The organism is Taklimakanibacter lacteus (assembly GCA_003576695.1).
Classification (GTDB): Bacteria; Pseudomonadota; Alphaproteobacteria; order Rhizobiales; family Aestuariivirgaceae; genus Taklimakanibacter; species Taklimakanibacter lacteus.
The window spans coordinates 325,772-351,879 of sequence record QOZQ01000006.1 but is presented as its reverse complement, the minus strand read 5'-3'; the positions used below and the strand labels follow the sequence as shown (position 1 = coordinate 351,879).

Sequence of the window (26,108 nt, the reverse complement as noted above, 5' to 3'; positions counted from 1 at the left end):
CACTGGCTGCGGATCAGGCGCGCAGATAGCGATTGCGGGCGATGCGGCGCACCGCCGGACGGCGCGGGGCATAACCGCCCTCAAGGCGGTCGATCATCCATTGGGCGGCATGGAAGGACAGAACATAGATGATCAGCACCCAGCCGAAGCCCAGAAGGGCGGCGAGGACGATCAGTGAGAACAATGCCTTGTGCGCCGACAGAGTCATGGACTCCTCCCGCTCGCGATAGCTTGGCGATGAAACAGATTTCCGAGTGCCGGCCCGCCCGGGAAAACCACGGAGTTTCCGAGGCGGGCCGGGCTTCAGCCGGCCCGGATGGCCAGCGAAGCACACCGCGATAACGCCTTCCCCGAAGAAAGGTTCCGCGCCTCCTAACAGCCTATTGCGCCGGGCTTTTTCCGTCTTTCGGCTTATGGCCAAGGCGCCGAGCCGGCCTCTATAAGGGACATCCCTGCAACTTGGAGACGTTTCCCATGGATCGCCGTCGCTTCATTACCCGAACCGGAACACTTGCCGCTGCGGCAACAACACTCGCCGCGCCGGCGATCGCGCAGACCGCGCCCGAGCTCAAATGGCGCCTCACCTCGAGCTTTCCCAAGAGCCTCGACACGATCTATGGCGCGGCCGAAGTCTTCGCCAAATTCGTGAGCGAGGCGACCGACGGGCGATTCCAGATCCAGTGCTTTCCGGCGGGCGAGATCGTGCCGGGCCTGCAGGCCGCCGACAAGGTGAGCGACGGCACGCTCGAAATGTGCCACACCTGCTCCTATTATTACTGGGGCAAGGACCCGGCCTTCGCCTTCGGCACCGCGGTGCCCTTCGGGCTCAATTCGCGCCAGCAGAATGCCTGGTTCTATCATGGCGGCGGCAATGAGCTGCTCAATGAATTCTACGCGCCCTATAATTTCATCGGCCTGCCGGGCGGCAATACCGGCGCCCAGATGGGCGGCTGGTTCAGGAAGGAGATCAGGACGCCGGACGATCTCAAGGGCGTCAAGATGCGCATCGCCGGCTTCGCCGGCGCGGTCATGCAGAAGATGGGCGTCGTGCCGCAGCAGATCGCCGGCGGCGAGATCTATCCTTCGCTCGAAAAGGGCACCATCGATGCGGCCGAATGGGTCGGTCCCTATGACGACCAGAAGCTCGGCTTCAACAAGGTGGCGCCGTTCTACTACTATCCGGGCTGGTGGGAAGGCGGAGCGGCGCTGCATTTCTTCATCAACACGGCGAAATGGAGCGAATTGCCGAAGAGCTACCAGGCCGTCATCACCGCAGCCGCCATGGCCGCCAATGTCGATGCGCAGGCCAAATACGACCAGCTCAATCCGCAGGCGATCAAGAAGCTGGTCGCCGACGGCGCCAAGCTCAGGCCCTATCCGCAAGAGGTGATGGAGGCCTGCTTCAACGCGGCGAAAGAGACCTATGCCGAGATCTCGGCCAAGAACCCCGCCTTCCAGAAGCTTTATGAGGCGATGGCGGCGCAGCGCAACGACGCCTATCTGTGGCAGCAGGTGTCGGAAAACACCTTCGACACCTTCATGATGAGCCAGCAGCGCAAGAAGCAGCTGTGATCAGCCTGTTCTGATCTGCAACAGGCCCCACCGCCAACCCCCTACCCGCAAGGGGAGGGGACCCCTGTCTGCATATTTTTCATGCAGGCTGGAAAACTGCCTCGGGATGGAACAGGCAGCCGACCAGGGACGAAGGCCCCCAAGAACGCTTGAATGTAGGATTGCCGCCTCTATAAAAGAGGTAACGGAGAGACCCGCGCAGAACGGGCCCTCCGCGCGGAAACATCATCGCGGGCTCACGACCCCGCCCAAGGGAGGATCAACGGAATGCATCGCCGGAAATTCATCGCGTCTGCCGGAACTGCGGTTGCCGCAACGACAGCTCTTGCCGCCCCCGCCATCGCGCAGTCAGCGCCCGAGATCAAATGGCGGCTCACCTCGAGCTTCCCGAAAAGCCTCGACACGATCTTCGGCGCGGCGGAAGTCTTCGCCAAGAACGTGGCGGACGCGACCGACGGGAAGTTCCAGATCCAGGCCTTTCCGGCGGGCGAGATCGTGCCCGGCCTGCAGGCCGCCGACAAGGTGACCGACGGCACGGTCGAGATGTGCCATACCGCGTCCTATTACTACTGGGGCAAGGATCCGACCTTCGCCTTCGGCACCGCGGTGCCGTTCGGCATCAATTCGCGCCAGCAGAATGCCTGGATGTATCACGGCGGCGGCATCGATCTCCTGAACGAGTTCTATGGCGGCTATAACATCTATGCGCTGCCCGGCGGCAATACGGGTGCCCAGATGGGCGGCTGGTTCAGGAAGGAGATCAAGACGCCGGAAGACCTGCAAGGGGTCAAGATGCGCATCGGCGGCTTCGGCGGCAAGGTGATCTCCAGGCTCGGCGTGGTGCCGCAGCAGATCGCCGGCGGCGAGATCTATCCTTCGCTGGAGAAGGGCACGATCGATGCGGCCGAATGGGTCGGCCCCTATGACGACCAGAAGCTCGGCTTCAACAAGGTGGCGCCGTTCTATTACTATCCGGGCTGGTGGGAAGGTGGCGCCATGCTGCACTTCTTCATCAACAAGGAAAAGTGGGAAGCGCTGCCCAAGAGCTACCAGGCGATCATCACGTCGGCGGCGGCCTTCGCCAATGTCGACATGCAGGCGAAATACGACCATCTCAACCCGACGGCGCTCAAGAAGCTCGTCGCCGACGGGGCCAAGCTCAGCCCCTATCCGCAAGCCGTGATGGAAGCCTGCTTCAACGCGGCGAAGGAAACCTATGCCGAGATCACCGCCAGCAATGCCGCCTTCAAGAAGGTGTATGACGCGATGATGGCCTATCGTGCCGACGCCTTCCTGTGGCAGCAGGTGTCGGAAGCGACCTTCGACAACTTCATGATGGGCCAGCAGCGCAAGAAGCAGCTCTGAGCGCCTTGCAAGCATCTCATGCCTGAAAGACCCCGGGAGCCCATCTCCCGGGGTCTTTTGTCATCGAACACCGCTGCTAGAGCATGATGGCTTTTCGTCGAATCGCCATCACGCTCTAGCTTTTTGTTTGCGCATGATTCTTCCGGAAAACCGGTATGATGGCCGAGTCAGGCCCGGCCATGAACTTTTCCGGATCATGCTCTATAGGATGGCGGCAATGAAGCGCGCCCAGGAGAGGATCACCGCAATGGATCGCCGCAGACTCATCGCTTCCGCCGGTATGGCGGCTGCCGCAACGACGGCGCTCGCCTGCCCCGCCGTCGCGCAATCAATGCCGGAGATCAGATGGCGGCTCACCTCGAGCTTTCCCAAAAGCCTCGACACCATCTTCGGCATCGCCGAAATCTTCGCGAAGACCGTCGCCCAGGCGACGGACAACAAGTTCCAGATCAGATGCTTCCCGGCGGGCGAGATCGTTGCCGGCCTCGCGGCCGCCGACAAGGTGACCGACGGCACCGTCGAGATGTGCCAGACCGCGTCCTACTACTACTGGGGCAAGGACCCGACTTTCGCCTTCGGCACCGCCGTGCCCTTCGGCCTCAATGCGCGCCAGATGAATGCCTGGATGTATTTCGGCGGCGGCATCGCGCTCATGAACGAGTTCTATGCCCGCTACAACATCCATGCGCTGCCGGCCGGCAATACGGGTGCCCAGATGGGCGGCTGGTTCAGGAAGGAGATCAGGACCATCGCCGATCTCAAGGGGCTCAAGATGCGCATCGGCGGCTTCGGCGGCAAGGTGATCGCCAAGCTCGGCGTCGTGCCGCAGCAGATCGCCGGCGGCGACGTCTATCCGGCGCTCGAGAAAGGCACGATCGATGCGGCAGAATGGGCCGTCCCTTATGACGATCTCAAGCTCGGCTTCCACAAGGTGGCGCCCTACTACTACTATCCGGGCTGGTGGGAAGGCGGGCCCATGCTGCATTTCTTCATCAACTCCCGCAAATGGGAGAGCCTGCCGGAAAGCTACCGGGCGATCCTGGCCGCGGCGGCAGCCAAGGCCAATGCCGACATGCAGGCGAAATATGATCATGTGAATCCGACGGCGCTGAAGAAGCTGGTCGCCGACGGCGCCAGGCTCAGGCCCTTCTCGCAGGAGATCATGGAAGCCTGCTTCACCGCGGCGAAAGAGACCTATGCCGAGATCGCGCGCAGCAACGCGACTTTCAAGAAGATCCACGATTCGATGATGGCCTACCGCAACGACGCCTATCTATGGCAGCAGGTGGCGGAAGCGAGCTTCGACAATTTCATGATGAGCCAGCAGCGCAAGAAGATGCTGTGAGTCTCTCAAGGGACGGGAAGCCGTCACTCGAACGAAGGCGGGCCGGTGAGGTCGCCGTTGTTCTCGTCGGTCGGCACCGTGATCTCGATCGTCGAGGGATCGACCTCGGGACCTGAGCCCTTGTAGTGCATGATCATCGCCGGGAAAGCGATGGCGAGGGCCACCATGATGAGCTGGATGAACACGAAAGGCACCGCGCCCCAATAGATCTGGCCGGTGGTGACAGGCGCCAGCTTCTCTCCCGTCACGCGATCCTTGTAGGGCTGGCGCGGCGCCACCGAGCGCAGATAGAACAAGGCGAAGCCGAAGGGCGGATGCATGAAGCTCGTCTGCATATTGATGGCGAGCAGCACGCCGAACCAGATGAGATCGACGCCCAGCGCCTCGGCGGGGCCCGAAAGCAACGGCACGATGATGAAGGCGAGCTCGAAGAAATCGAGGAAAAAGGCGAGCACGAAGACGAGAAGATTGACGAAGATCAGGAAGCCCAGCTGGCCGCCGGGCAGGCTGACAAGAAGCTCCTCCACCCATTTGTGGCCGTCGACGCCATAGAAGGTGAGCGAGAAGACGCGCGCGCCGATCAGGATGAAGACGACGAAGGCGGAGAGATTGGTGGTCTGCTCCAGCGCCTGACGCATCATGCCGAAATTGAGCCGGCGGCGGGCCAGCGCCAGAAGCAGCGCGCCGACCGCCCCCATGGCGCCGCCCTCGGTCGGCGTGGCGATGCCCTGGAAGATGGTGCCGAGCACGAGGAAGATGAGAATGAGCGGCGGCAGGAGATCGGCGACGATCTTCCACACAGCGGCCGAGACCGGCTGCGAGGGCGCATTCAACAGCGAGACTCCGCCGCCCAGGAGACCGAGAAGGGCGGCGAAATAGACCCACCGGCCGGCAACCCAGGCAATGAGATCGGCAAGGACGGCGAAGCCGCGCCCGGACGCGGCCGGCAATGCCAGCCAGCTGGCATGGAAGGCGAGCGCCGCCTGCCACAGCACGCCCAGAGCGAGGAGAAGAAACAGGGCGCCGAGCGCCATGGCAAAGGCCTTCGGCGCATGACGCAGGCAGGCGACATAGAGCAGATAGATCACGGCAAGGAAACCGAGCATCGCCAGCATGCGCGGTCCCTCGCTGACGACAAGCCCCTCGACCCATTCGCCGACACCCGGCACGAAGGCATTGAAGATGTCGATGCCGAGCTTGGGCGCGAAGAGCACGATCATGCCCCAGAGGATAAGGACGAGCGGGAAGGCGACCGCGGTGATCACCGGGCGGTATTCGGCACCAGGCCCGAAGGAGCGTGCTTCGGCCGGCAAGGCCGGCGCCGCCTTCGGAAAGACCATGGTCATGATGAAGACATAGCTCATGTAGAGGGTCGTCAGCACGATGCCCGGAATGATGGCGCCCTTGTACATGTCGCCGACCGAGCGGCCGAGCTGGTCGGCGAGGATGATGAGGACGAGGCTCGGCGGGATGATCTGGGCGAGGGTTCCGGAAGCGGCGATCACGCCCGAGGCCATGCGCCGGTCATAGCCGTAGCGCAGCATGATGGGCAGCGAGATGAGGCCCATGGCGATCACCGAAGCGGCGACGACGCCGGTGGTGGCGGCGAGCAGCGCGCCGACGAAAACGACCGCATAGGCGACACCGCCGCGGACCGGGCCGAAGAGCTTGCCCGCGGTATCGAGCAGCTCCTCGGCCATGCCGGATCGCTCGAGGATGAGGCCCATGAAGGTGAAGAAGGGAATGGCGAGCAGAGTCTCGTTCGCCATGATGCCGAAGACGCGATCGGGCAAGGCCTGCAGGAAGCTCGGCGAGAACATGCCGAGCCAGATGCCGAGGGCGCCGAAGCCCAGGCCGACAAAGGCCAGCGAGAAGGCGACCGGATAACCGAGCAGCAGGAAGATGACGAGCGCCGCGAACATGATCGGCGCCATGTTGTGCATGAGGAAGGCGGTCAAGGGTTCGTGCCTCCCGCGCTACGGATGCGGCTCGAGCGGCGCGTGATGGCCGTGATGCGGGTGCGGATCGGGAATGAGGCCCTTCATCACAGCGATGCGCTTGATGAGCTCGGAAACGCCCTGCAGGAAGAGCAGGAAGAAACCGGCCAGGATGAAGGCGCGGGCCGGCCAGATGATGAGGCCGCCGGCCGAGCCCGACATCTCGCCCGAGCGCAGCGCGCTCAGGACGAAAGGCATGCACTCATAGATCATGAGCGCGGTGAAGGGGATCAGCATCAGAGCGTGGCCGGCAATATCGATCCAGTTGCGGGCGTTCTGCGACAGGCGGCCGGAAATGATGTCGATGCGGATATGCTCGTTCCTCTGCAGCGTGTATGCGGAGGCGACCATGAAGACGGCGCCGAACAGATACCACTGCAATTCGAGCCAGGCATTCGAGCTCATGTCGAAGGCCTTGCGGATGACGGCGTTGACGGCAGAGACCAGGATGGCGGCGAGAATAAGCCAGATGACGTAGCGGCCAATGAAGGCCGTGACCGCGTCGATCATGCGGCTCAATGCGAGCAATCCGCCCATATGGTAGCTTCCCCTTTTTGTCAGCAGCGCGCATACGCCCGCATAAGCCCGGTTGACCGGGTCATCGCTTGGGGTGAAACATTAGAGGGAAAGCTTGGCCGCCAACAAGCCTCAATTATAGTCACCGCATGATACCTTTGGTTAAACCCGACGGGCGCCAGTCCGTCACCGCCGCCGCCATTCAGAAAGGGGTCTGCCGGCATCTGCGCGCCGCCGGCTTCGCCACCCTGACCGAATTCACCCTTGCGTCAGGGCGGCGCGTCGATGTCATGGGACTGTCGCCCGCAGGACAGATCTGGATCGTGGAGATCAAGTCCTCGCTCGAGGATTTCCGCGCCGATCTCAAATGGCCGGAATATCGCGATTTCTGCGACCGGCTCTATTTCGCCATCACCACCGAGCTAAGCCCTGAGATCATGCCGGCGGAGGCCGGCCTCATCATCGCCGATGCCTGGGGGGCGGAAATCCAGCGCGACCCGGCCGAGCATCTCCTGCATGCCGCGCGGCGCAAGGCGATGACGCTCAGCTTCGCGCGCGCCGCGGCGCTCAGGCTGCATGGGCTCTACGACCCGGAGACGATGTAGGGCTGCGATGCCCTTGTTCGTCATCCCGGCGAAAGCCGGGATCCACTAAATCTGTCACAGCAGGCACCACCGCCCGGTTGCTCTTATTCAGCGGGTCCCGGCTTTCGCCGGGATGACGTTCTTTCTTCGCGATGACCGCAAGCGGTCACTTAGGGGCGCGCTTGGCGAGGATGCGCTGCAAGGTACGCCTGTGCATGTTGAGGCGGCGCGCCGTCTCGGAGACATTGCGGTTGCACAATTCATAGACGCGCTGGATATGCTCCCAGCGCACCCGGTCGGCGGACATGGGATTTTCCGGCAGCGCCGCGCGCGCGGCGCCGGAGCCCGTCAGCGCGCTATAGACCGCATCGGCATCGGCGGGCTTCGCCAGGTAATCGATGGCGCCGAGCTTCACCGCCGTCACCGCGGTGGCGATATTGCCATAGCCCGTCAGCACCACGGCCCTGGCGTCGGGCCTCGAGCGGTGCAGCGCCTCGATGACATCGAGGCCGTTGCCGTCGCCGAGCCTGAGATCGACCACCGCATAGCCGGGCGGCTCCTTCTTCACCTGCTCGACCCCCTCGGCCACCGTCTCGGCCATGCGCACGACGAAACCGCGCGTCTCCATGGCGCGCGCCAGCCGGGTCAGGAACGGCTTGTCGTCATCCACCAGGAGCAGGGTCATGTCTTGCGGCAGGGTCGGTTCAGTCATCAAGATTTTCGTCCTTTCGGCCCCTTATAGGGACAATGTTCCCCCACCTCAAATCATACCTCAATCGAGCCCCTTCCCCCTTCGCATGGACCCCCGCAGAGCGGAGAGGGCTCGATTTTATCTATCTCGCGTGCTTCCTGGTCGCCAAAGCCGAGCAACCCGGATCAAGTCCGGGGCAGGCCTTTGACGGGAAGCGCTTCTACGGTTTACGCAGGGCCATATCCACCCGGGTCCGCGGCCAGGAGATGCGCACCGTCGCGCCATGATCGGGATAGGCCCGGTTGGCCAGCGCCACCTGGGCGCCCGAGCGCTCAAGCAGCGTCTTGGCAATGAAGAAGCCAAGCCCCATGCCCTCATGGCTTCCCGCCGCGCTGGCCGGATCGCCCGGACCGTAGCCCTTGCGCGACGTGACGAAAGGATCACCCAGCCGGTCGATGATGTCCTGCGAGAAACCGGGACCATCGTCGCGCACCGCGATGGTGATGTCGGAGGCCGACCAGCGCGCCTCGACATCGACGCGGGTGGCGGCGAAATCGGCGGCATTCTCGATCAGGTTGCCGAGGCCATAGGTGATGGCCGGATTGCGCTCGAAGACGGGCTCGCCGAGGGTCTTGGGCTTGCCGTCATCGGCGGCGCGGGCATCGACCGCGATGGTGACGTCCGAGCCGCGCAAGGGCGCCACGATGTCCTCCAGCATCACCGGCAATTTGGCCTGCGCCAGCATGGCATCGGCCGGCGTGTCGCGGTTGGCGAGGCGGGAAAGGATCTCGCGGCAGCGCGCCGCCTGGCTGATCAGGAGATCGATGTCCTCGCCGGTATGGCCGCCCGCCGGCAATTCGCGCTTCAGCTCCTTGGCGACGAGGGCGATGGTGGCCAAGGGCGTGCCGAGCTCATGCGCGGCGGCGGCGGCCAGGCCATCGAGCGCCGACAGGCGCTGCTCGCGCGCCAGCACCAGTTCGGTGGCAGACAGGGCGGCCGACATCTGGCGCGCCTCCTCGGCGATGCGGCGCGCATAGATGGCCGAGAAGACGACGCCCGACACCAGCGCCGTCCACATGCCGAGAATATAGATGGCCGGCAATTCGAGCGGCGCGGCGGCGAACCAGGGCAGCGGAAAATGATCATAGGCGAGGAAGCTCGCGCAAATGAAAGCAAGCGCACTCAGGAACAAGGTCCATTTGATGGGCAGCGACGTCGCCGACACGGTGACCGGCACCAGGAAGAGGAAGGCGAAGGGATTCTGCAGGCCGCCGGTGAGATAGAGGAGCAGCGCCAGCTGCAGGATGTCATAGCCCAGGAGCAGCGCCGCATTGCGGTCGGTGAGGAGATTGCCGCGCCAGCGCAAGGTGAGAAAGATGTTGAGCCAGGCCGAGAGCGCGATGGCGGCAAGGCACCAGCCGACCGGCAGATCGAAGCCCAAACCCCAATGCACGCCGACGACCGCCGCGGTCTGCCCGGCGACCGCCAGCCAGCGCAGCCGCACCAGCGTCTTGAGGCGCAAACCCTGCTCGCCCAGAGCCAGTCCCGGGAAGCCCGCGTCACCGGCAGAGGCCATGTTCACGTCAGTCGTCATGGAATGGTTCTAGCATGCCAGCGAGCATGCGCCATTCCTGGAGCAGACCGCCCTCTCATTTCGTCACCCCGGCTTGAGCCGGGATGACGATGCTTTCAATGACGGAAATGGCGCATGCCGGTGAAGACCATGGCGAGGCCCAATTCGTCGGCGGCCTTGATCACATCGGCATCACGCAGCGAGCCGCCCGGCTGGATGACGGCGGTGACGCCCGCTTCCGCCGCGGTGATGAGCCCATCGGCAAAGGGGAAGAAGGCATCGGAGGCAACGACGGCGCCCCTGGCGAGCGGCTCGCCAAGGCCCAGCGCCTTCGCCGCTTCGGCGCTCTTGGCGGCGGCGATACGAGTCGAATCGACGCGCGACATCTGCCCGGCGCCAATGCCGACCGTGGCGCGCCCCTTGGCATAGACGATGGCATTCGACTTCACATGCTTCGCCACGGTGAAGGCGAACTGCAGATCGGCCAGCTCCCCGACACTCGGCGCGCGCTTTGTCACCACCTTGAGATCGCTCATCGCCACATGGCCCGCATCGCGCGACTGCACCAGGAAGCCGCCGGCCACGGTCTTGAACAAGGTCCCGTGCGCCTTCGGATCGGGCAGGCCCTCGGTGACGAGGAGCCGCAAGTTCTTCTTCTGCGCGATGATGGCGCGCGCCTCGTCCGTCGCGCCGGGCGCTATGATCACCTCGGTGAAGATCTTCGTGATCTCTTCCGCCGTCGCTTCATCGATCGGGCGATTGAAGGCGATGATGCCGCCAAAGGCCGAGACCGGATCGCAGGCGAGCGCCTTGCGATAGGCATCGCAGAGCGATGCGCCAAGGGCGACGCCGCAAGGGTTGGCATGCTTGACGATCACGCAGGCCGCGGCATCGGCAGCGCCGAATTCCGCCACGCATTCGAAGGCGGCGTCGGTGTCGTTGATGTTGTTGTAGGAGAGCTCCTTGCCCTGAAGCTGCCGCGCGGTCGCCACCCCTTCGCGATTTTCCGGGCTCTTGTAAAAGGCGGCCGACTGGTGCGGGTTCTCGCCATAGCGCAGTTTCTGGATGAGCCTGCCGCCGAGAGCCGCGTAGTCGGGAGCATCGTCCTTCAATTCGCGGGCGAACCACTGCGCGATGGCGGCGTCATAGGACGCGGTGCGGGCGAAGGCTTTCGCGGCGAAGCGACGGCGCGCCTTCTCGCTCACTGCCCCTTGATGCGCGTCGAGTTCCTTCAGCACCTCATCATAGTCGGACGGATCGACGATGACGGCGAGGCTTCCGTGATTCTTGGCGGCGGCCCTGATCATGGCCGGTCCGCCAATGTCGATATTCTCGATCGCCTCGTCCCACTGGGTGCCGGCCTTCGCGGTCACCTGCTCGAAGGGATAGAGATTGACGACGAGAAGCTCGAAGGGCGCGATGGCCTGGGCGGAGAGCGCCTTCACATGCTCGGCATTGCCGCGGTCGGCGAGGAGCCCGCCATGGATCTTGGGATGCAAGGTCTTGACCCTTCCATCCATGATCTCAGGAAAACCGGTGACGGCAGCGACATCGGTGACCGCGAGGCCTTCCGCCTTCAGCGTCCCGGCGGTGCCGCCGGTCGAGACGAGTTCGATGCCGCGGGCGGCGAGAGCGCGGGCGAAATCGAGAAGGCCCGTTTTGTCGGAGACGGAAAGGAGAGCGCGGCGGACAGGTGGCGACATCAGAGGGAACCCATGGCTAGACGACGTGATCGGGATGACCCGCCAACCCCTCACCCTGAGGTGCGAGCGAAGCGAGCCTCGAAGGGTGTGTCGAAGCAAGCTCGCTTTATCCTGAGGGATGCTTCGAGGGCCGCTGCGCGGCCACCTCAGCATGAGGGTATTTCAACAGGCAAGTCAGCAGTGTCGCCGTGATCTAGCACAGGCGCTCAAGGACTCAATGGCCGCTCGCGCGCATCCCGGTGTCAGAAAGGCAGCTCGGGGCTACGGGTTTCGGCCGCCTCGCGCTTGTCGCGCCTGGCCAGGCGCTTGAAGGCCCAGTTCACCCGGTCATGCCGGCCGACGACGCCCTTGAGCACGATCTGCTGGGTGCGCCTCGGCTGCGGGAGGCCAGCCAGATAGACGCTGTCGGTGAGATCGATGACGCAGCCCTTGGCGGCAAAACGCCAGGCGGTGCGGTTGGGCAGGATGAGCATGACCGTCTCGCCGTCCTTGGACAAGGTCGCCTTGACGGAGGGATGGAGGTGGAAGCGCAGCACATAGGGAAGGCCGGTCAGCGCGGGATCGCTTCCGGCATCGCGGCTGAGACGGTCCTCGCCGCGGAAATCATCGCCCATGATCGACAGATAGAGATTGCGCTCATGCAGGAGACTGCCGTCGAGCACGGCGCCGCCCCGGAACAAGGTGCCGAAATCACCCGTCTCGCTCACGCCCCGCCGCTCGCTCTCCTTCTTGCGCAAGGACCCGGCCCAGCGCGCCAGCGCGCCTTGCGCCTTTTCGGCGGCGAAGGAGTCGAGGCTCAGCGTGTTATGGGCGGCCGGACCCGAGGCCGCATAGATCCAGCGCTTCGAGCCGTCGGCCGGAAGCCCGCAATTGACGATCATGCGATGCGGTCCGTCGGAGAACTCGAAAGCGAGCGGACCGGCGCAGGCGGCATCGGGGCCGAAATCGGCGATCACCGTCACCCCGCCATGCGCCAGGCGGACGAAGCCCGAATAGGCGGCGAGCGACACGGGCCGGCCCAAGGTGGTGTCCTGGCCGAAGACGGCGCGCATCTGGCGCACCGCCGGATCGGCGACACCCTGGATGACGGCAAGGCCGTCATCGCCATGGCAGAAGAAGCGCAGCATCGGCAGCATGCGCTCGATGCCGGCATTGAGCCGCTGCGGCAGGGGCTCGCGGGCGGCGATGATGGCGCTGCGCAGGGGCACGAGATCGAGCAGAAGGCCAAGCAGGATCGCGGGATTGCGCGAGACATGGCCGCCATCGGGCAGAATATGCTCGGCCATTGCCGCTTCGAGCCGCTCATAAGCGTGGCTGCGGAAGGCGGCGGTTGATTCGAACGCGGTCACCGCATAAGCGAGCGCCAGCGCCTGCTCGATGCGGCCAGGCTCATGCGCCAGCTGCGTCGTCTCGCGCGCGATGAGGCGCAGGAATTTCTCCTCGAAGAAGGACCCCGCCCCTTTCATGAGGAACGGCGCGTGGCGGACCAACGCCATCAGGCGCACCGCCGCGACATCGCTCTGGCGCGCTTCCGGGGGCAGGCTCTTGGTCGCGTTCATCCAGTCAAGGATGAGGGTTCGCGCATAGGCGCGGTGCATGGCCGAGCCCGCGGCTTCGAGATGCGCGAGCCAGGTGAAGCCATGCAGTTCGATGAGCCAGGCGGGGTCGAGCACGGATTTGAGGAAGATGCTGGCGGTGCCGCCCGAAACCGATTGCCCGGCCAGCGAAAAGCGGTTGCGGTAGATCTGGCGGCCGAGATCGGGATTGCCCAGAACGAGCGGAACAATCGGTCGGGCGAGCCTTGCCGGGCGCCAGCGGCGCAGCAGGCGGCTTCCTAGATCTTGGGCCTTTTCAATAGGTTGCAAGGTCGCGCCAACGGCCGCCCGGAAGGGGCCGAGGAATTCGAAACGGGACTCGAGGGCACGCAACATGGCGATGGTTCGACAGGTTCAGGCATCGTTCGGATTGGGGCGACGGTCTATTGGAGAGGGTCAAGGTTAAGGATTGGCTAACAGGGTCTTCCTTGGAGCGCTTCCTAATCGCCAAACCGAGGTCACTTCGGCGGGAAGCGCCTCGTGAGCCTTGCCGCGTAAAATCCGTCAAGCCCTTGATCTGCCCCGATATTCATCGATGGCAGAGTGCGCAGATCGCCATCCGCGGTGATGAACTGCGCCTCGCCCGCGACATCGCCTGCCGTCACGGGTTGGCGCTCGAAGTCTGAATGCCGTTCGAGGAAGCGTCCGACCTGGCCTTCGCCCTCCTCGGGCTCGAGCGAGCAGGTGCAATAGACCAGGCTGCCGCCCGGTCGCAGCAAAGTCGCCGCATGGTCGAGAAGGCGCTCCTGCAGAGTGACGAGCTCGGCGATCTGCCCTTCGCTCTTGATATGCGGCAGATCGGGATGGCGGCGGATGGTGCCGGTCGCCGAGCAGGGCGCATCGATAAGCACCGCATCGAAAAGCCGGCCCGAGACATCGAGCGCGTCACCGACATGAAGCTCGGCGGCAAGCCGCAGGCGATCGAGATTCTGCCGGACGCGCTCCATGCGCGGCGCCGATTGATCCACCGCCATCACCTTCGCACCCGCGGCGGCGAGCTGGGCCGTCTTGCCGCCGGGCGCGGCGCAGAGATCGAGCACCGACTTGCCGGCAACATCACCCAGGAGACGCGCCGGCAATGCGGCGGCGGCATCCTGCACCCACCAGGCGCCCTCGGCGAAACCGGCAAGCGACTCGATGGCGCTCTGCCGGTTCCTGAGGCGCAGCGAGCCTGTCGGCAGGAGAGTCCCATCGAGCGCTTCGGCCCATTTTTCGGGATCGGCCTTGACGGTGAGATCGAGCGGCGGCGGCTCGGCATGAGCGGCGGCGATCTCATGCGCGATTCTGCGGCCGTAATTCTGCGTCCAGCGCCGCCACAGGAATTGCGGCACGTTGAGATGCGGCTTGCCCGGGGGACGCGCCGCCGCAACCTTGCGCAGCACGGCATTGATCAATCCTGAGAAATGGCGGGCATCGCGGTCATCGCGCGCCAGGGTCACGGCGGTATCGATCACCGCATGCGGCGGGGCTTCGAGATAAAGCAGCTGTGCCGCACCCATCAGCAGGATGAGCGGCGCCCCGCCCGATTTGCGTGGCAGCTTCTTCGCCAGGAACTGCGCAATGACGGCATCGCATTCGCCCTTGCGGCGCAGCGATGTCTGCACCAGCGCCGTCACGAAAGCCCGGTCGCGCGGCGCAAGCTCAGCCGTGCAATCGCGCATCAGCGCATCATCGAAATGACGCGCCTCGCCCGTGACCGCGGCCAGAATGGCGAGCGCGGCGCGGCGCGCCGCAAGCCCTGCCTTGCCGTCCGGCTTGGCGGCTTCGCTCAGCCCCATGGGCCCTTGGGCGATGTATCGGATGTCGACCAGGGGCCTGACGGATGATCAGGCGCTGCTTGAGGCGCCGTGCCCATCTCGGTGGCGATGCGCTGGAGAGCGGCAATCCGGTTCTCGGTCGCAGGATGGGTCGAGAACAGGTTGTCCATGCGGTGGCCGGACAGCGGATTGATGATGAACATGTGGGCGGTGGCGGGATTGGCTTCGGCCGTGTCGTTCTCGATGCGATGCGCAGCACCCGCTATGCGGTTGAGCGCGGAAGCGAGCGCCATCGGCTTGCCCGAGATCTCGGCCCCGCCGCGGTCAGCCGAATATTCGCGGGTGCGGCTGATCGCCATCTGCACCAGCATGGCGGCGAGCGGCGCCACGATGATCATGAGCAAGGTGCCGAAAGGACCGAGCGCCGAATTGCGGTCGCGGCCGCCGAAGAAGAAGGCGAAATTGCCGAGCATCGAAATGGCGCCGGCAATGGTGGCGGTCACCGTCATGATGAGCGTGTCGCGGTTCTTCACATGGGCGAGCTCATGCGCCATGACGCCTTCGATCTCGTCATAGCTCAGCGACGACAGGAGGCCGTTGGTCGCCGCGACGGCGGCATTCTCCGGGTTGCGCCCGGTGGCGAAGGCGTTGGGCTGCGGATTGTCCATGATGAAGACCTTGGGCATCGGCAGGCCGGCATTGCGCGAAAGCTTGGCGATCATGTCGTAGAATTCGGGCGACGCGGCGCGGTCGATCTGGCGCGCGCCATGCATCGAGAGCACCATCTTGTCGGAATTCCAATAGGCGAAGATATTCATGCCGACCGAGATGACGAGCGCCACCAGCATGCCGGTCTGCCCGCCAATGGCGTAGCCGACGGCCAGGAACAGGGCCATCAGCCCCGCCAGCAGAATTCCGGTACGCATCACATTCATCGACTCAATCTCCTTCCGCGCTCGCCTTGCATAGCGTGCAAATCAGCTCTCTTTTAGCCGGCATCTGCTCGTCCGAAAACCGCGTCGCACTTTTCGGGCCGATGCCCTATATGATGGGTATGGCTGACGGCAAGGACAAGACCGGCAAGACTCTACCCGCCGCTGCGGAACGGGCTCTCAAGGAGGCCGAAGCGCGGCGCAAGACAAAAGCGGCTACCGATCTTCCCAAGGAAATCAATGGCCGGGACGGACTGGAACCGACCCGGTTCGGCGACTGGGAAATCAAGGGCATCGCCAGCGACTTTTGACAAGCTTACCTGCTTATATCGTCACCCCGGCGAAGGCCGGGGCCTATTAAATTGCTCCAAAGTGCAACGCACCGCCCGCTTGATCTTATTCAGGGGGTCCCGGCTTTCGCCGGGATGACGGTATGTAATTATGAAAAGCCCAGCGCTCTCCTGACATCGGCCGGCGACACGCCCTCCTGGCGCAGGTCAGCGAGCGAGCGGCTGCCCAGGCTCTTCGACAATTTGCGCCCTTGCTCATCATCGATCAGCTTGTGATGGACATAGACCGGCACCGGCAGAGCGAGCAGATGCTGCAGCAGCCGGTGGATCGAGGTCGCGTGAAAGAGATCACGCCCGCGCACCACATGGGTGATGCCCTGGCGCGCATCATCGACGACGACCGCGATGTGATAGCTGGTGGCGATATCCTTGCGGATGAGGACGACATCGCCCCAGTTTTCAGGATGCGCGGTTTCGCTTCTGTCGCTTCCCTCGCCCGCTTCGATGAAAACGAGCGGGGCGGCGAGAAGCGCCACGGCCTTCGCCATGTCGATGCGCCAGGCAGCAGCTTCGCCACAGGCCAGGCGACGGTCGCGCTCCTCCTTGGCCATATGCCGGCAGGTGCCGGGATAGACGGGTTGTCCTTCGGGATCGCGCGGCCCGTCGCTTCCGGCGCGGGAAATATCCTGGCGCGAGCAGAAACAGGGATAGAGCAGGCCCTCTTCCTTCAGCCGCTGCTGTGCCTGCGTGTAGACGGAAATATGCTCGCTCTGGCGCAGCACCGGCTCTTCCCAATGAAGCCCCAGCCAGGCGAGATCGGCGAGCATCGCTTCAGTGAGCGCGGGCGTGCAGCGCCAGGTGTCGATATCCTCTATGCGCAGCAGAAACCGTCCGCCCGCGGCACGCGCCATCGCGACATTGAGCAACGCCGAATAGGCATGGCCCAGATGCAGACGGCCATTGGGGCTCGGGGCAAAGCGAAAGACGGGAGGGCTCATGACTGTTTCCGGCGGCGCGATGCTCTATAACACGCGCCATGCACAAGACCATCGAGAGCGAAGACGACCTGAAGGAAGGGGTGGAATGGCTCCTGGCCTGTGAGCCGCGTTTCCGGCGCGTCACCGAGGCCACCGGCCTGCCGGCGCTCAGGCGCGCCGAAGGCGGCCTGCCCGGGCTGTTGCGCATCATCACCGAGCAGATGATCTCGCTCAAGGCGGCGGACGCCATCTGGCGGCGCATCGAGAAGGAACTGGCGCCGCTCGACCCGCCGGCGATCCTGCGCCGCCGGCACGCGACCCTGATGAAGCTCGGTCTGTCGGGCGCCAAGAGCCGCACTTTCCGCAGCCTGGCGAAGGCCGCCCATAAGGGCGAGCTCCTGGTCGACAAGCTCCATCTTCATTCCAATGAGGACGCCATTGCCGCTCTGGTGGCGCTGCCCGGCATCGGCCCGTGGACGGCCGATATCTATGTGCTGTCCTGCCTCGGACGCGCCGATGCCTGGCCGACCGGCGACCTGGCGCTCCAGGCATCGGCAGCCGATCTCTTCGGCCTCGCCAAGCGCCCCGATGCGCGCGCCATGCTCGAGCTGGCGGAAAAATGGCGGCCCTGGCGCTCGGTTGCCGCAAGGCTGCTCTGGGCCCATTATCGCAGCCTCAAGGGCCTGCCACAGGCGGTGTAACTCTATGCCGAAGCGGGCTTTTCGCGGAAAAGCCGCCCTCCACTTTTTCGCGCCCGCTCTAATATCCCCCTTCACAGGCCTGACATACAAGATGTAGAATATGGAGCCATGTTACAGGAGGACGGTGCCGGAGTTCACCATCCAACCATATCTCCGGAGGCATGCCCCGCATTGGTGCTCAATGCGGATTACCGGCCTCTGAGCTATTACCCCCTGTCGCTGTGGAGCTGGCAGGACGCCATCAAGGCGGTCTTTCTCGACCGGGTGAATATCGTTTCCGAATATGAGCGCGTCGTGCGCAGCCCGGCCTTCGAGATGCGCATCCCATCGGTCGTGTCGCTCAAGACCTATGTGAAGCCGGCGCGCAACCCAGCCTTCACGCGGTTCAACCTGTTCCTGCGCGACCGCTTCACCTGCCAATATTGCGGCGACCGGCACGATCTCACTTTCGATCACGTCATCCCGCGCTCGAAAGGCGGCCAGACGACCTGGGACAATGTGGTCACCGCCTGCTCGCCCTGCAATCTCAGGAAGGGCGGGCACCTGCCGCAGGAAGCGAAGATGTGGCCGGAGCACAAGCCGATCCGGCCGACGATCAACCAGTTGCACACCAACGGGCGGATGTTTCCGCCCAATTTCCTGCACGACAGCTGGCAGGACTATCTCTACTGGGATACGGAACTGGAGCCGTAATCAAATCCGGCGCGAGGCGCCCTTCAGCGCGACGATGGCCAGTGCCGCGCAGATCACCGCATTCCATCCGGCGAGCGACAGACCGAGAATGCGGATCGCCGCCTCATCGCAGCGCACCACCGGATCGTTGGTGAGGCTCGGCAGGCCGTCGCCCAGGGTGCCGCCGCAGGTGTCGGGGCCCGGCCAGAACTTCCATTCGGCACCGGCGTGATAGATGCCGAAGACGCTGTTGGCGATGAAGACGAGCGCCAGCAGCAGGAGGCCCCAGCGGGCGACGCCGGCATTGGTGCCGGCAACCCCGGCTATGACGAGGCTCAGGGGAATGGCCGCATAATAGGCCCAGCGCTGCATGAGGCAGAGCGGACAGGGCTCATAGCCCGCCCACTGGAAGATGAAAGCGCCGATAATCGTCAGCAGGCTGACGATGAAGATGATCATCAAGGATGTGCGCTGGGTCAGGATCATTTTTCACTCTTCTTTTGTCGCATCGGCTTGTCCGAAAACCGCTTCGCATGGCCGGGTCAAGCCCGGCCGCATGCTTTTCGGGCCGATGCTTTAGCAGGCGGCTAACGCCCCTCCTCCGAAATACTTGGCGGCGAAATAGAGAGCGATAAGTATGGCGGCGGCAAGGCCGGCGATCAGGCCCAGGCGCTTCTCGATGAAATGGCGGATCGGCTCGCCATAGCGGCGCATCGCCCAGGCGAGCGCCAGGAAGCGGGCCCCCCTGGCGACGATGCAGGAGATGACGAAGAAGGCGAAGCTGATCTGCACGACGCCCGCCAGGATGGTGACGACCTTGATCGGCGGCAAGTGGGCCAGTCCCGAGGTCACCAACAGGAGCATGATCGTGTCCTCGCCGGTGCATTGGCGCAATTGCTCGAAGTCATCGAGCTTGCCATAGAAATCAAGGACGGGACGGGCCAGCGCGTCATAAGCGAGATAGCCCAGGAAATAGCCGGCGATGCCCCCCAAGGTCGAGGCGATCGTCGCCACGATGGCATAGCGATAGGCGCGCTCCGGCCGGGCGAGCGCCATCGGCAGGTACAGCACGTCGGCCGGGATCAGAAAGACCGAGCTTTCGACAAAGGCGATGACGGCCAGCCACAATTCCGCGGTCTTGCGGGCGGCGAGAGACAGGGTCCAGTCGTAAAGGGCGCGCAACATGAGGCAAGCTGTCTAGCGGTCCGAAGCTTTCCCGTCGAGGGCCCACTTGCGACGCCACGATAGGGTGACCATTTTTTACGCATCGGCTCACCGCGGGTCATAGGCGTGGTCATCGAGGAGATCGAGCGCGGTCTTGCGGTTGAAATCGGCGCGCCGGATGAAGACGGAAAGATCCTTGACGCGGATGATCTCGCGGGCCAGTGCGGCGACACGGTGATAGTGCGGCCGCAGCGCGTAGTCATGGATGGCGACGAGCGCCCGGTCATCCGCATGCAGCAGCACCTGGGTGAAACAGGCGACACGGAAACGGCCATCGATCAGGTAGAGATCGCCGGCCGAATAGCGCGGTTCGCTCCACATGCTCGAATGATAGAGCGGCCAGCGCGCGCGCGCCGACTCATCCTTGGGGAAGCCCCAGTCGCCAAGCTCGCCGATATCGAGGAAGACGAGCTCGGGCGTCAATCTTGTTCTCCCCTCGCGACAGGCGTTCGCGACACGGTCAAGCCATTCCCGCGATGAATCGAAGGCGATCACCGACTGAGCCACATGGCCCGCCGCCAGCACGGTGCTGCCGCCCGAACCGAACTCGACATAGCGGCGCGAGCAGCTCAGGAAGCTGGAAAATGTCCGCAACTCTTCCGGCGCCATCGCGATCTTCACCAGGGGTACCCCTCCAGCTGCGGGATGAGGCGACAGCCCCTTTCAATCATGCCCGGGACGGACGCGGCGCAGCGACTTGATCTTCGCGTTGCGCGCCTTCGAGTCAAGCCGGCGCTGCTTCGAGGCCTTGGTGGGCCGCGTGGCGATGCGCTTCTTGGGCCTGACTGCCGCCCGGCGCAGGAGGTCGATGAGACGGCCGCGCGCCTCGGCCCGGTTGCGCTCCTGCGAGCGATGGGTGTCGGCGGCAATGACAAGCACGCCATCGAGGGTGAGCAGGCGCCCGGCGAGGACATGCAGGCGCTGGACCATGTCGATGGGAAGAGCGGCGCGCGCCAACTCGAAGCGCAATTCGACGGCGGTCGCCACCTTGTTGACATTCTGGCCGCCCGGGCCCGAGGCGCGGATGAAGCGCTCGGTCAAGGCGTCTTCCGGGATCGATATATTGGCGGTGATGCGGATCATTGAGCCAATCTAGCCTGATTCCGCCGCCAAGTAAGGAAGCTTGACGGGGAGGCCAGCCTCCCTCTACACCCTGCCCTCGGTTGGCCTCTGTGGCGGAATGGTAGACGCGGCAGACTCAAAATCTGTTGCTCGCAAGGGCGTGGGGGTTCGAGTCCCTCCAGGGGCACCATGGCTCTCGCCGAGAGAACCTCGCCTATCGAAGGCCAGGCGTACCGCCCCATGTTTCAGGCGCCACATCCGCAATCGACTGCGAGAAGATCCAAATGTGATCGCCACAATCGATCGCCGTATATTGGCGCTCGCCATAAGGATAGCTGGCGGGCGGATGAAGAATGCGCACCCCCTGATCCACGGCGCGGGCATGATGCGCATCGACATCGGCCACGCGCACCATCAAGGAGGCGCGCGCAGGGTCGCCCTGGACGACCACAACGGCACCGTCGCCCAGATTGAGCTGCACGCGATGATCGGCAATGCGCAGCCGGATGGTCGCGCCGAAACTGCGGCACAGCCAGTCCGCGGCTCTGCCGACATCCGTGTAAGGGAGCTGCGGTATGACCGTCGCCGACGGCATCGACCGATTTTTGAGCAAGCCCGTCATGGTCACCTCGGTGCCTGAAGCCTATGCAGAGTTTGACGTAGCTATAGTGAACCACTTAGAGAAAATCCCGCCAAAGTTGAAGACTTTGGCGATAAGGATTTGCTCCAAGATATTGATTTGGCGCGAATCCTTCTCGGCGAAGTGATTCCACTTCGCCGGGATGCGCGCTAGTGATGGGCGCATTCAAGGTTTTTGCCGCCGGCCATCGGGGATCTCATTCATGAATACGCGTCAGCCTCCTCCCCAAACGCCCGCTGTTCTCTTCGCGCGAACCCGTGAAGGCCATGATCTGCCGGTCATCGATGTCACCCATCCGAGCTTCGCCATCCCCGAGGACCAGGCCTCGCTCGCCGCCCTGCGCGAGGCTTTCCGGCGCGACGACCGGCAGCGGCGCTTCATGCCGCGCTTTCTTCTGCGCTTCCTGATCCGCCAGTTCGCGAAGAAATCGCGCCTCGCCGCCGCCCTGTTCACATCGGATGCGAGCTATCTCGACAGCCTCAGCACCTATGTGATGAAGCTCGGGCCGGAGAATCTGGTGCCGCCCTATGATCATCCGGCCGACAAGCGCTTCGCGTCATCGCCCCATATCAAGCTGTTGCGCCTGCGCATGCAGCAGGTGGCGGGCCTCATCGCCGATGGGATCGCGGAAGACCCGGCCTTCGCCACCGACGCGCCGCTGCATCTCATCGACATTGCCGGCGGGCCGGCGCTCGATGCGGTCAATGCGCTGATCCTGCTCAAGCGGAAGCGGGCCGAGCTCCTGCACCGCCGGATCACCATCCACGTCCTCGACCGCAATCCGGACGGCGCCTTCTTCGGCACCAATGCGCTTGCGGCTCTCAAGGGTGACGATGGTCCGCTCTTCGGACTCGACATTTCCTTCGTGCCGCAAGATTACGACTGGAGCGACACAGGCCCGCTCGCGGCGCTCGTTGCCGATATCAGGCGAACCCAAGGCGTGATCGCCGCGTCAAGCGAAGGCGGCCTCTTCGAATATGGCAGCGACGATGCGATCATCGGCAATCTGCGCGTCCTGCATGAGGGTGCCCGCCTCGTCGCGGGCTCGGTGACCCATGACGATGAGATCCGCCGGCGCATGATCGCCATGTCAGGCTTCAAGATCATCCCGCGCGGCATTGCGGGCTTCGCGCCGCTTGCCGAGGCCGCGGGCTACGAGATCGCCTCGACGCGGACCGCGTTGCTCAGCGAGCAGGTTCTGTTGACGCCTCGCTGATCCGGCATGGCTGTCGTCCGCACAAGCTCTTTGACTCACGCAGCGCGCAAGCATAAGCCTGGAGCGGATATCTCAACGCATTGACCGGATCGTCCCATGGCCCACGAAAATCTCGCCGGTGTCTTCGCCCCCGTGCTGACGCCTTTCGACAAGACGCTGAAGCCGGACGGTCCGCTCTTCGTCAAATTCTGCAGCTGGATCCTGTCGCAAGGATCGGGCCTCGCCGTCTTCGGCACCAATTCGGAAGCCAATTCGCTGTCGGTGGCGGAGAAGCTCGAGCTTCTGGGCCTCCTCATCGAGAACGAGCTGCCGCCCGAGCGGCTGATGCCCGGCACCGGCGCCTGCGCGCTGAGCGATGCCGTCACCTTGTGCGAGGCGGCCGCCAAGGCGAAGACGGCGGCGGTGCTGATGCTGCCGCCCTTCTACTACAAGCAGGTACCGGAGGACGGGCTCTTCGCCTTCTATGCCGAGACGATCGAACGGGTGGGGGCTGCCGCCTTCAAGGTCTGCCTCTATCACATCCCGCAAGTGTCGGGCATCGCCATCACGATGCCGCTCATCGAGAGGCTGATCAAGCGCTATCCCGACACGGTGGTCGGCATCAAGGATTCGGGCGGCGACTTCGCCAACACCAGGGCGATGCTCGATGCCTTTCCGGGCTTTCGCGTGTTCTCTGGCTCGGAACGCTTCCTGCTCGACACCATGCGCCACAACGGGGCAGGCTGCATCTCGGCCATGGCCAATATCCATCCGGGCGCCATCGTCAATCTCTATGAGACACGCGCCGGCGCCGATGCTCCGGCCAAGCAGACGGCGCTCAACGCGATGCGCGCGGCCTATGACACGGCCGCAATGATGCCCGGCCTCAAGCGCACGGTGGCCGAATATGGCAAGGCGCCGGGGTTCAGGATCATGCGGCCGCCGCTGATGGCGCTTTCCGATCCGGATTGGGCAAGACTCGAAACAACTCTTAACGATCTCGGCCTCAAAATGCCAAATCTCGACAAAATCCTGGCGTAGGCTTCCCGTATCGCGGGGGTTCCACGATGCGCACACCTGTTGATCTTCGCCCAAGGGTGCGGTAGTCCGGCAGGCGAGACGGGGTTTTCGAAGTTAGAAGGAAGACATTGTGGCGGCACGATTACGTCTCAGGACCCTATCGCTGTTGGTTGCGGCCGCATTCGCCGCACAACCGGCCTTGGCCGGACCCTCCCTTCTCTTCGATGCCGCGACCGGCGAGGTCGTGTCGCAGGACCGGGCCGGCGAGCCCTGGTATCCGGCCTCGCTCACCAAGCTGATGACGGCCTATGTCATCTTCGAAAAGCTCAAGCGCGGCGAGATGACGCCTGACCAGAAGCTTGCCGTGTCGCAGCTCGCTTCGAGCCAGCCGGCCAGCAAGGTCGGCATGAAGCCCGGCACCACCATCACGGTCGATCTCGCGGTGCAGATGCTGCTCATCTATTCCGCCAATGACATGGCCTATGTCCTTGCGGAAGGCGCCAGCGGCAACTATCAAGAATTCGTGAAGCTCATGAATGCCGAGGCCAAGCGGCTCGGCATGACGGCGACCCATTATGCCAATCCCAACGGCCTGTTCGATGCGCGCCAGGTCACAAGCGCCCGCGACATCGGCGTGCTGGCGACGGCGCTGTTGCGCGATTTCCCCGAGCATGCGCATTATTTCTCGCAAGCCGACGTGGCGCTCGGCAAAAGGAAATTGCTCAACCGCAACTCGCTGTTGCGCAAGATGAAGACGGCCGATGGCATGAAGACCGGCTTCGTCTGCAATTCGGGCTTCAATCTCGTCGCCTCGGCGACCGACAATGGCCGCAAGCTCATCGCCATCGTGCTCGGCGCCTCGGGCGGCAGGGAGCGCGCCGACCTCGCCGAGATGATGCTGACCTCGGGCTTCGCCAAGCCGCCGCAGCCGCAGCAGATGCGCCTCTCGGCCATCGCCAATGCGCAGCTCGGCACCCTGGTGCCGGCCGATCTCACCCAAACGGTGTGCAAGGGCAAGCCCACGGCGATCGCCAGGGCCTCCGGCCTGACCGGCTGGGGCGTGTCCTTCGGCTCCTATGACAAGCCCGCCACCGCCGATATGGCGCTGCGCGGCCGCCTGCTCGGGGCCCGCGACATGATCCAGAACTCGACCGCCGGCGTCGTGCGCATTCCCGGCACCAATGGCTACAGTGCCATGGTGTGGGATCTCGACCAGGCCGCCTCGCTGTCGGTCTGCGCCGCTTTCAAGAAGCAGAACAGCTATTGCGATGTGATGACGCCGGAAGGCTTCGCCTCGATCGCCAATCTGGCGCGCGCCACCGAGGAGCGCATCGTGCCGGCCGCCTCGCAGGGCGATGCCGGCATGCCGCGCAAGAAGAAAAAGGCGAAACGCAAGAAGAACTGAGTTCCCGCCTTCGCGAAGCCGAGGCTTCGCTTCGGCGGGCAGGCCCGCCTCGCTCCGGCATGAGCCAGGGGTGAATCACGTATGAAACAGGTGAGGTTTTGCCGGGGCTGACGGACGGCGGATGATCGCCTATATCAGCCCGACATGAATGACATCCTCCCCGTATCGGTGATCACCGGCTTCCTCGGCGCCGGCAAGACGACCCTGCTCAATGGGCTCCTCAAGGACCCGATGCTGGGCAATGCCGCCGTCATCATCAATGAGTTCGGCGAGATCGGCCTCGACCATCTGCTGGTCGAGCGCTCGGACGAGAATGTCTTCGAAATGTCGTCCGGCTGCCTGTGCTGCACCATCCGCGGCGATCTCATCGACACGATGGCGAAGCTCATCGCAAGGCGCGACCAGGGCGAGCTCAAAAAATTCGACCGCATCATCATCGAGACGACCGGCCTCGCCGATCCCGCCCCCGTCCTGCATACGGTGATGAGCGAGCCGGAACTGCTGCAGCGCTGCCGGCTCGAAAGCGTCATCACCGTCATCGACGGCGTCCAGGGCGAGGCGACGCTCGATGCCCATGCCGAAGCCGTGAAGCAGGCCGCCGTCGCCGACCGGCTGGTGCTGACCAAGCTCGACCTCCTGTCGGGGCGGGCGGGCGAAGACGCGCTCCATTCGCTGATCGGCAGGCTCCGGTCGCTCAACCCGGCGGCGCGCATCCTCACCACCCATCGCGGCGAGGCGACCGCGGCGCGTCTGTTCAACAGCGGCCTCTACAATCCCGAGACCAAGTCGCTCGATGTGCGCAGCTGGCTCAGCGCCGAAGCCTATGCGACGGGCGAGAAGCGGCGGCGGCAGCGCCATCATCACGGCCATGACCACCATCATCATCACGACCATGACCATGATCATCATGACGTGTCGCGCCATGACGACCATATCCGCTCCTTCACCTTCTCGGACGAGCGCGCCATCAGCGCGGCGGGGCTCGATATGTTCCTGGGGCTTCTACAATCCTTCCACGGCGCCAATATGCTGCGCATGAAGGGCATCGTGAAGGTCGCCGATGATCCCCAGCGTCCGATCGTGCTGCATGGCGTGCAGCATATCTATCACCCGCCCGTCCGGCTTGCCGAATGGCCGGATGGCGACGAGCGCACCCGCCTCGTCTTCATCGTCAAGGACATCGAGAAGCGCCTGATCGAGGAGCTGTTCAAGGCCTTCACCGACCAGATCTCGGGCGCCGGCGCCTTCCACACCGACAAGACACTTTCCCTCAACACGCCATCCTAGACCCC

27 protein-coding genes and 1 tRNA gene are annotated in these 26,108 nt (G+C 64.1%); 13 read left to right on the top strand and 15 right to left on the bottom strand.

Features of this window, described 5'->3' with window-relative positions:
- Positions 1-13: 13 nt before the first annotated feature.
- A complete protein-coding gene (locus DT068_RS14660; RefSeq protein WP_119390579.1) occupies positions 14-208 on the bottom strand; it encodes a hypothetical protein in 195 nt (64 codons plus the stop codon).
- A gap of 266 nt (positions 209-474) precedes the next feature.
- On the opposite strand from DT068_RS14660, the gene DT068_RS14655 reads away from it, so the two are divergent.
- The 3 genes from DT068_RS14655 (at position 475) to DT068_RS14645 (ending at position 4,282) form a co-directional block, all read left to right on the top strand.
- Positions 475-1,572 carry a TRAP transporter substrate-binding protein gene (locus tag DT068_RS14655; RefSeq protein ID WP_119390578.1) on the top strand — a complete coding sequence of 366 codons (1,098 nt, stop codon included), beginning with the start codon at positions 475-477 and terminating at the stop codon, positions 1,570-1,572.
- 267 nt (positions 1,573-1,839) lie between these two features.
- The gene (locus DT068_RS14650) at positions 1,840-2,937 is read left to right on the top strand and encodes a TRAP transporter substrate-binding protein (protein WP_119390577.1); all 1,098 of its coding nucleotides are present in this window, start codon (positions 1,840-1,842) and stop codon (positions 2,935-2,937) included.
- A gap of 247 nt (positions 2,938-3,184) precedes the next feature.
- Positions 3,185-4,282, top strand: a complete 1,098-nt coding sequence (locus DT068_RS14645; RefSeq protein WP_119390659.1) for a TRAP transporter substrate-binding protein — start codon at positions 3,185-3,187, stop codon at positions 4,280-4,282.
- A 23-nt stretch (positions 4,283-4,305) separates the two neighbouring features.
- On the opposite strand, the gene DT068_RS14640 is transcribed toward DT068_RS14645, so the two are convergent.
- Together DT068_RS14640 and DT068_RS14635 are read right to left on the bottom strand one after the other, a co-directional pair.
- A complete protein-coding gene (locus DT068_RS14640; protein WP_438816436.1) occupies positions 4,306-6,225 on the bottom strand; it encodes a TRAP transporter large permease in 1,920 nt (639 codons plus the stop codon).
- A 33-nt stretch (positions 6,226-6,258) separates the two neighbouring features.
- Positions 6,259-6,816 carry a TRAP transporter small permease subunit gene (locus tag DT068_RS14635; protein ID WP_119390575.1) on the bottom strand — a complete coding sequence of 186 codons (558 nt, stop codon included), beginning with the start codon at positions 6,814-6,816 and terminating at the stop codon, positions 6,259-6,261.
- 128 nt (positions 6,817-6,944) lie between these two features.
- On the opposite strand from DT068_RS14635, the gene DT068_RS14630 reads away from it, so the two are divergent.
- Complete coding sequence (locus DT068_RS14630; protein ID WP_119390574.1) at positions 6,945-7,400, top strand: MmcB family DNA repair protein; 456 nt, start codon at positions 6,945-6,947, stop codon at positions 7,398-7,400.
- Positions 7,401-7,545: 145 nt separating this feature from the next.
- Here the strand turns inward: DT068_RS14630 and DT068_RS14625 are convergent, their stop codons facing one another.
- From DT068_RS14625 to htpX, 6 genes are all read right to left on the bottom strand, one after another.
- Positions 7,546-8,091, bottom strand: a complete 546-nt coding sequence (locus DT068_RS14625; RefSeq protein ID WP_119390573.1) for an ActR/PrrA/RegA family redox response regulator transcription factor — start codon at positions 8,089-8,091, stop codon at positions 7,546-7,548.
- Positions 8,092-8,290: 199 nt separating this feature from the next.
- Entirely contained in the window at positions 8,291-9,664 is a 1,374-nt protein-coding gene (locus DT068_RS14620; RefSeq protein ID WP_368904731.1) for an ActS/PrrB/RegB family redox-sensitive histidine kinase, read from the bottom strand.
- Between the two features lie 95 nt (positions 9,665-9,759).
- On the bottom strand, positions 9,760-11,346 hold the full coding sequence (purH, locus tag DT068_RS14615) for a bifunctional phosphoribosylaminoimidazolecarboxamide formyltransferase/IMP cyclohydrolase (protein ID WP_119390571.1): 1,587 nt from the start codon (positions 11,344-11,346) through the stop codon (positions 9,760-9,762).
- A gap of 242 nt (positions 11,347-11,588) precedes the next feature.
- Positions 11,589-13,277 carry a heparinase II/III family protein gene (locus tag DT068_RS14610; RefSeq protein WP_119390570.1) on the bottom strand — a complete coding sequence of 563 codons (1,689 nt, stop codon included), beginning with the start codon at positions 13,275-13,277 and terminating at the stop codon, positions 11,589-11,591.
- Positions 13,278-13,399: 122 nt separating this feature from the next.
- Positions 13,400-14,719, bottom strand: a complete 1,320-nt coding sequence (locus DT068_RS14605; RefSeq protein ID WP_119390569.1) for an RsmB/NOP family class I SAM-dependent RNA methyltransferase — start codon at positions 14,717-14,719, stop codon at positions 13,400-13,402.
- Complete coding sequence (gene htpX, locus DT068_RS14600; protein ID WP_119390568.1) at positions 14,710-15,633, bottom strand: zinc metalloprotease HtpX; 924 nt, start codon at positions 15,631-15,633, stop codon at positions 14,710-14,712. Before htpX ends, DT068_RS14605 begins: the two co-directional genes overlap by 10 nt.
- Positions 15,634-15,743: 110 nt before the next feature.
- Here htpX and DT068_RS14595 point away from each other — a divergent pair, with 110 nt between their 5' ends.
- Positions 15,744-15,941 carry a DUF1674 domain-containing protein gene (locus DT068_RS14595; RefSeq protein WP_438816435.1) on the top strand — a complete coding sequence of 66 codons (198 nt, stop codon included), beginning with the start codon at positions 15,744-15,746 and terminating at the stop codon, positions 15,939-15,941.
- Positions 15,942-16,069: 128 nt separating this feature from the next.
- Here DT068_RS14595 and gluQRS read toward each other — a convergent pair whose 3' ends face one another.
- Positions 16,070-16,918, bottom strand: a complete 849-nt coding sequence (gluQRS, locus tag DT068_RS14590; RefSeq protein WP_119390567.1) for a tRNA glutamyl-Q(34) synthetase GluQRS — start codon at positions 16,916-16,918, stop codon at positions 16,070-16,072.
- Positions 16,919-16,956: 38 nt separating this feature from the next.
- On the opposite strand from gluQRS, the gene DT068_RS14585 reads away from it, so the two are divergent.
- Together DT068_RS14585 and DT068_RS14580 are read left to right on the top strand one after the other, a co-directional pair.
- Positions 16,957-17,598, top strand: coding sequence for a DNA-3-methyladenine glycosylase family protein (locus DT068_RS14585; protein ID WP_119390566.1), 642 nt, complete (start codon positions 16,957-16,959; stop codon positions 17,596-17,598).
- A 108-nt stretch (positions 17,599-17,706) separates the two neighbouring features.
- Positions 17,707-18,291, top strand: a complete 585-nt coding sequence (locus tag DT068_RS14580; protein ID WP_119390565.1) for an HNH endonuclease — start codon at positions 17,707-17,709, stop codon at positions 18,289-18,291.
- On the opposite strand, the gene DT068_RS14575 is transcribed toward DT068_RS14580, so the two are convergent.
- The 4 genes from DT068_RS14575 to arfB all read right to left on the bottom strand — a co-directional run bounded on the left by DT068_RS14575 (position 18,292) and on the right by arfB (position 20,577).
- A complete protein-coding gene (locus DT068_RS14575; RefSeq protein WP_119390564.1) occupies positions 18,292-18,756 on the bottom strand; it encodes a disulfide bond formation protein B in 465 nt (154 codons plus the stop codon).
- Positions 18,757-18,846: 90 nt separating this feature from the next.
- Positions 18,847-19,455 carry a YqaA family protein gene (locus DT068_RS14570; RefSeq protein WP_119390563.1) on the bottom strand — a complete coding sequence of 203 codons (609 nt, stop codon included), beginning with the start codon at positions 19,453-19,455 and terminating at the stop codon, positions 18,847-18,849.
- An 87-nt stretch (positions 19,456-19,542) separates the two neighbouring features.
- The gene (locus DT068_RS14565; protein WP_162914200.1) at positions 19,543-20,115 is read right to left on the bottom strand and encodes a hypothetical protein; all 573 of its coding nucleotides are present in this window, start codon (positions 20,113-20,115) and stop codon (positions 19,543-19,545) included.
- Between the two features lie 42 nt (positions 20,116-20,157).
- Positions 20,158-20,577: an alternative ribosome rescue aminoacyl-tRNA hydrolase ArfB gene (gene arfB / locus DT068_RS14560; protein WP_119390561.1), complete on the bottom strand. Its 420-nt coding sequence runs from the start codon at positions 20,575-20,577 to the stop codon at positions 20,158-20,160.
- An 83-nt stretch (positions 20,578-20,660) separates the two neighbouring features.
- On the opposite strand from arfB, the gene DT068_RS14555 reads away from it, so the two are divergent.
- Positions 20,661-20,746 (top strand) — tRNA-Leu (locus tag DT068_RS14555).
- 24 nt (positions 20,747-20,770) lie between these two features.
- Here the strand turns inward: DT068_RS14555 and DT068_RS14550 are convergent.
- Positions 20,771-21,151, bottom strand: a complete 381-nt coding sequence (locus tag DT068_RS14550; RefSeq protein WP_368904730.1) for a VOC family protein — start codon at positions 21,149-21,151, stop codon at positions 20,771-20,773.
- Between DT068_RS14550 and DT068_RS28020 the strand changes: the two genes are divergently transcribed.
- The 5 genes from DT068_RS28020 (at position 21,132) to DT068_RS14530 (ending at position 26,103) form a co-directional block, all read left to right on the top strand.
- The gene (locus DT068_RS28020; RefSeq protein ID WP_162914171.1) at positions 21,132-21,323 is read left to right on the top strand and encodes a hypothetical protein; all 192 of its coding nucleotides are present in this window, start codon (positions 21,132-21,134) and stop codon (positions 21,321-21,323) included. The genes DT068_RS14550 and DT068_RS28020 overlap by 20 nt on opposite strands.
- Before the next feature lie 75 nt (positions 21,324-21,398).
- A complete protein-coding gene (locus DT068_RS14545) occupies positions 21,399-22,412 on the top strand; it encodes a hypothetical protein (RefSeq protein ID WP_119390560.1) in 1,014 nt (337 codons plus the stop codon).
- Positions 22,413-22,508: 96 nt separating this feature from the next.
- Positions 22,509-23,432: a dihydrodipicolinate synthase family protein gene (locus DT068_RS14540; RefSeq protein ID WP_119390559.1), complete on the top strand. Its 924-nt coding sequence runs from the start codon at positions 22,509-22,511 to the stop codon at positions 23,430-23,432.
- A 178-nt stretch (positions 23,433-23,610) separates the two neighbouring features.
- The gene (locus DT068_RS14535; protein ID WP_162914199.1) at positions 23,611-24,816 is read left to right on the top strand and encodes a D-alanyl-D-alanine carboxypeptidase family protein; all 1,206 of its coding nucleotides are present in this window, start codon (positions 23,611-23,613) and stop codon (positions 24,814-24,816) included.
- A gap of 144 nt (positions 24,817-24,960) precedes the next feature.
- Positions 24,961-26,103 (top strand): CobW family GTP-binding protein, encoded by a 1,143-nt coding sequence (locus DT068_RS14530; protein ID WP_119390557.1) that lies wholly within the window; start codon positions 24,961-24,963, stop codon positions 26,101-26,103.
- Positions 26,104-26,108: the final 5 nt, after the last annotated feature.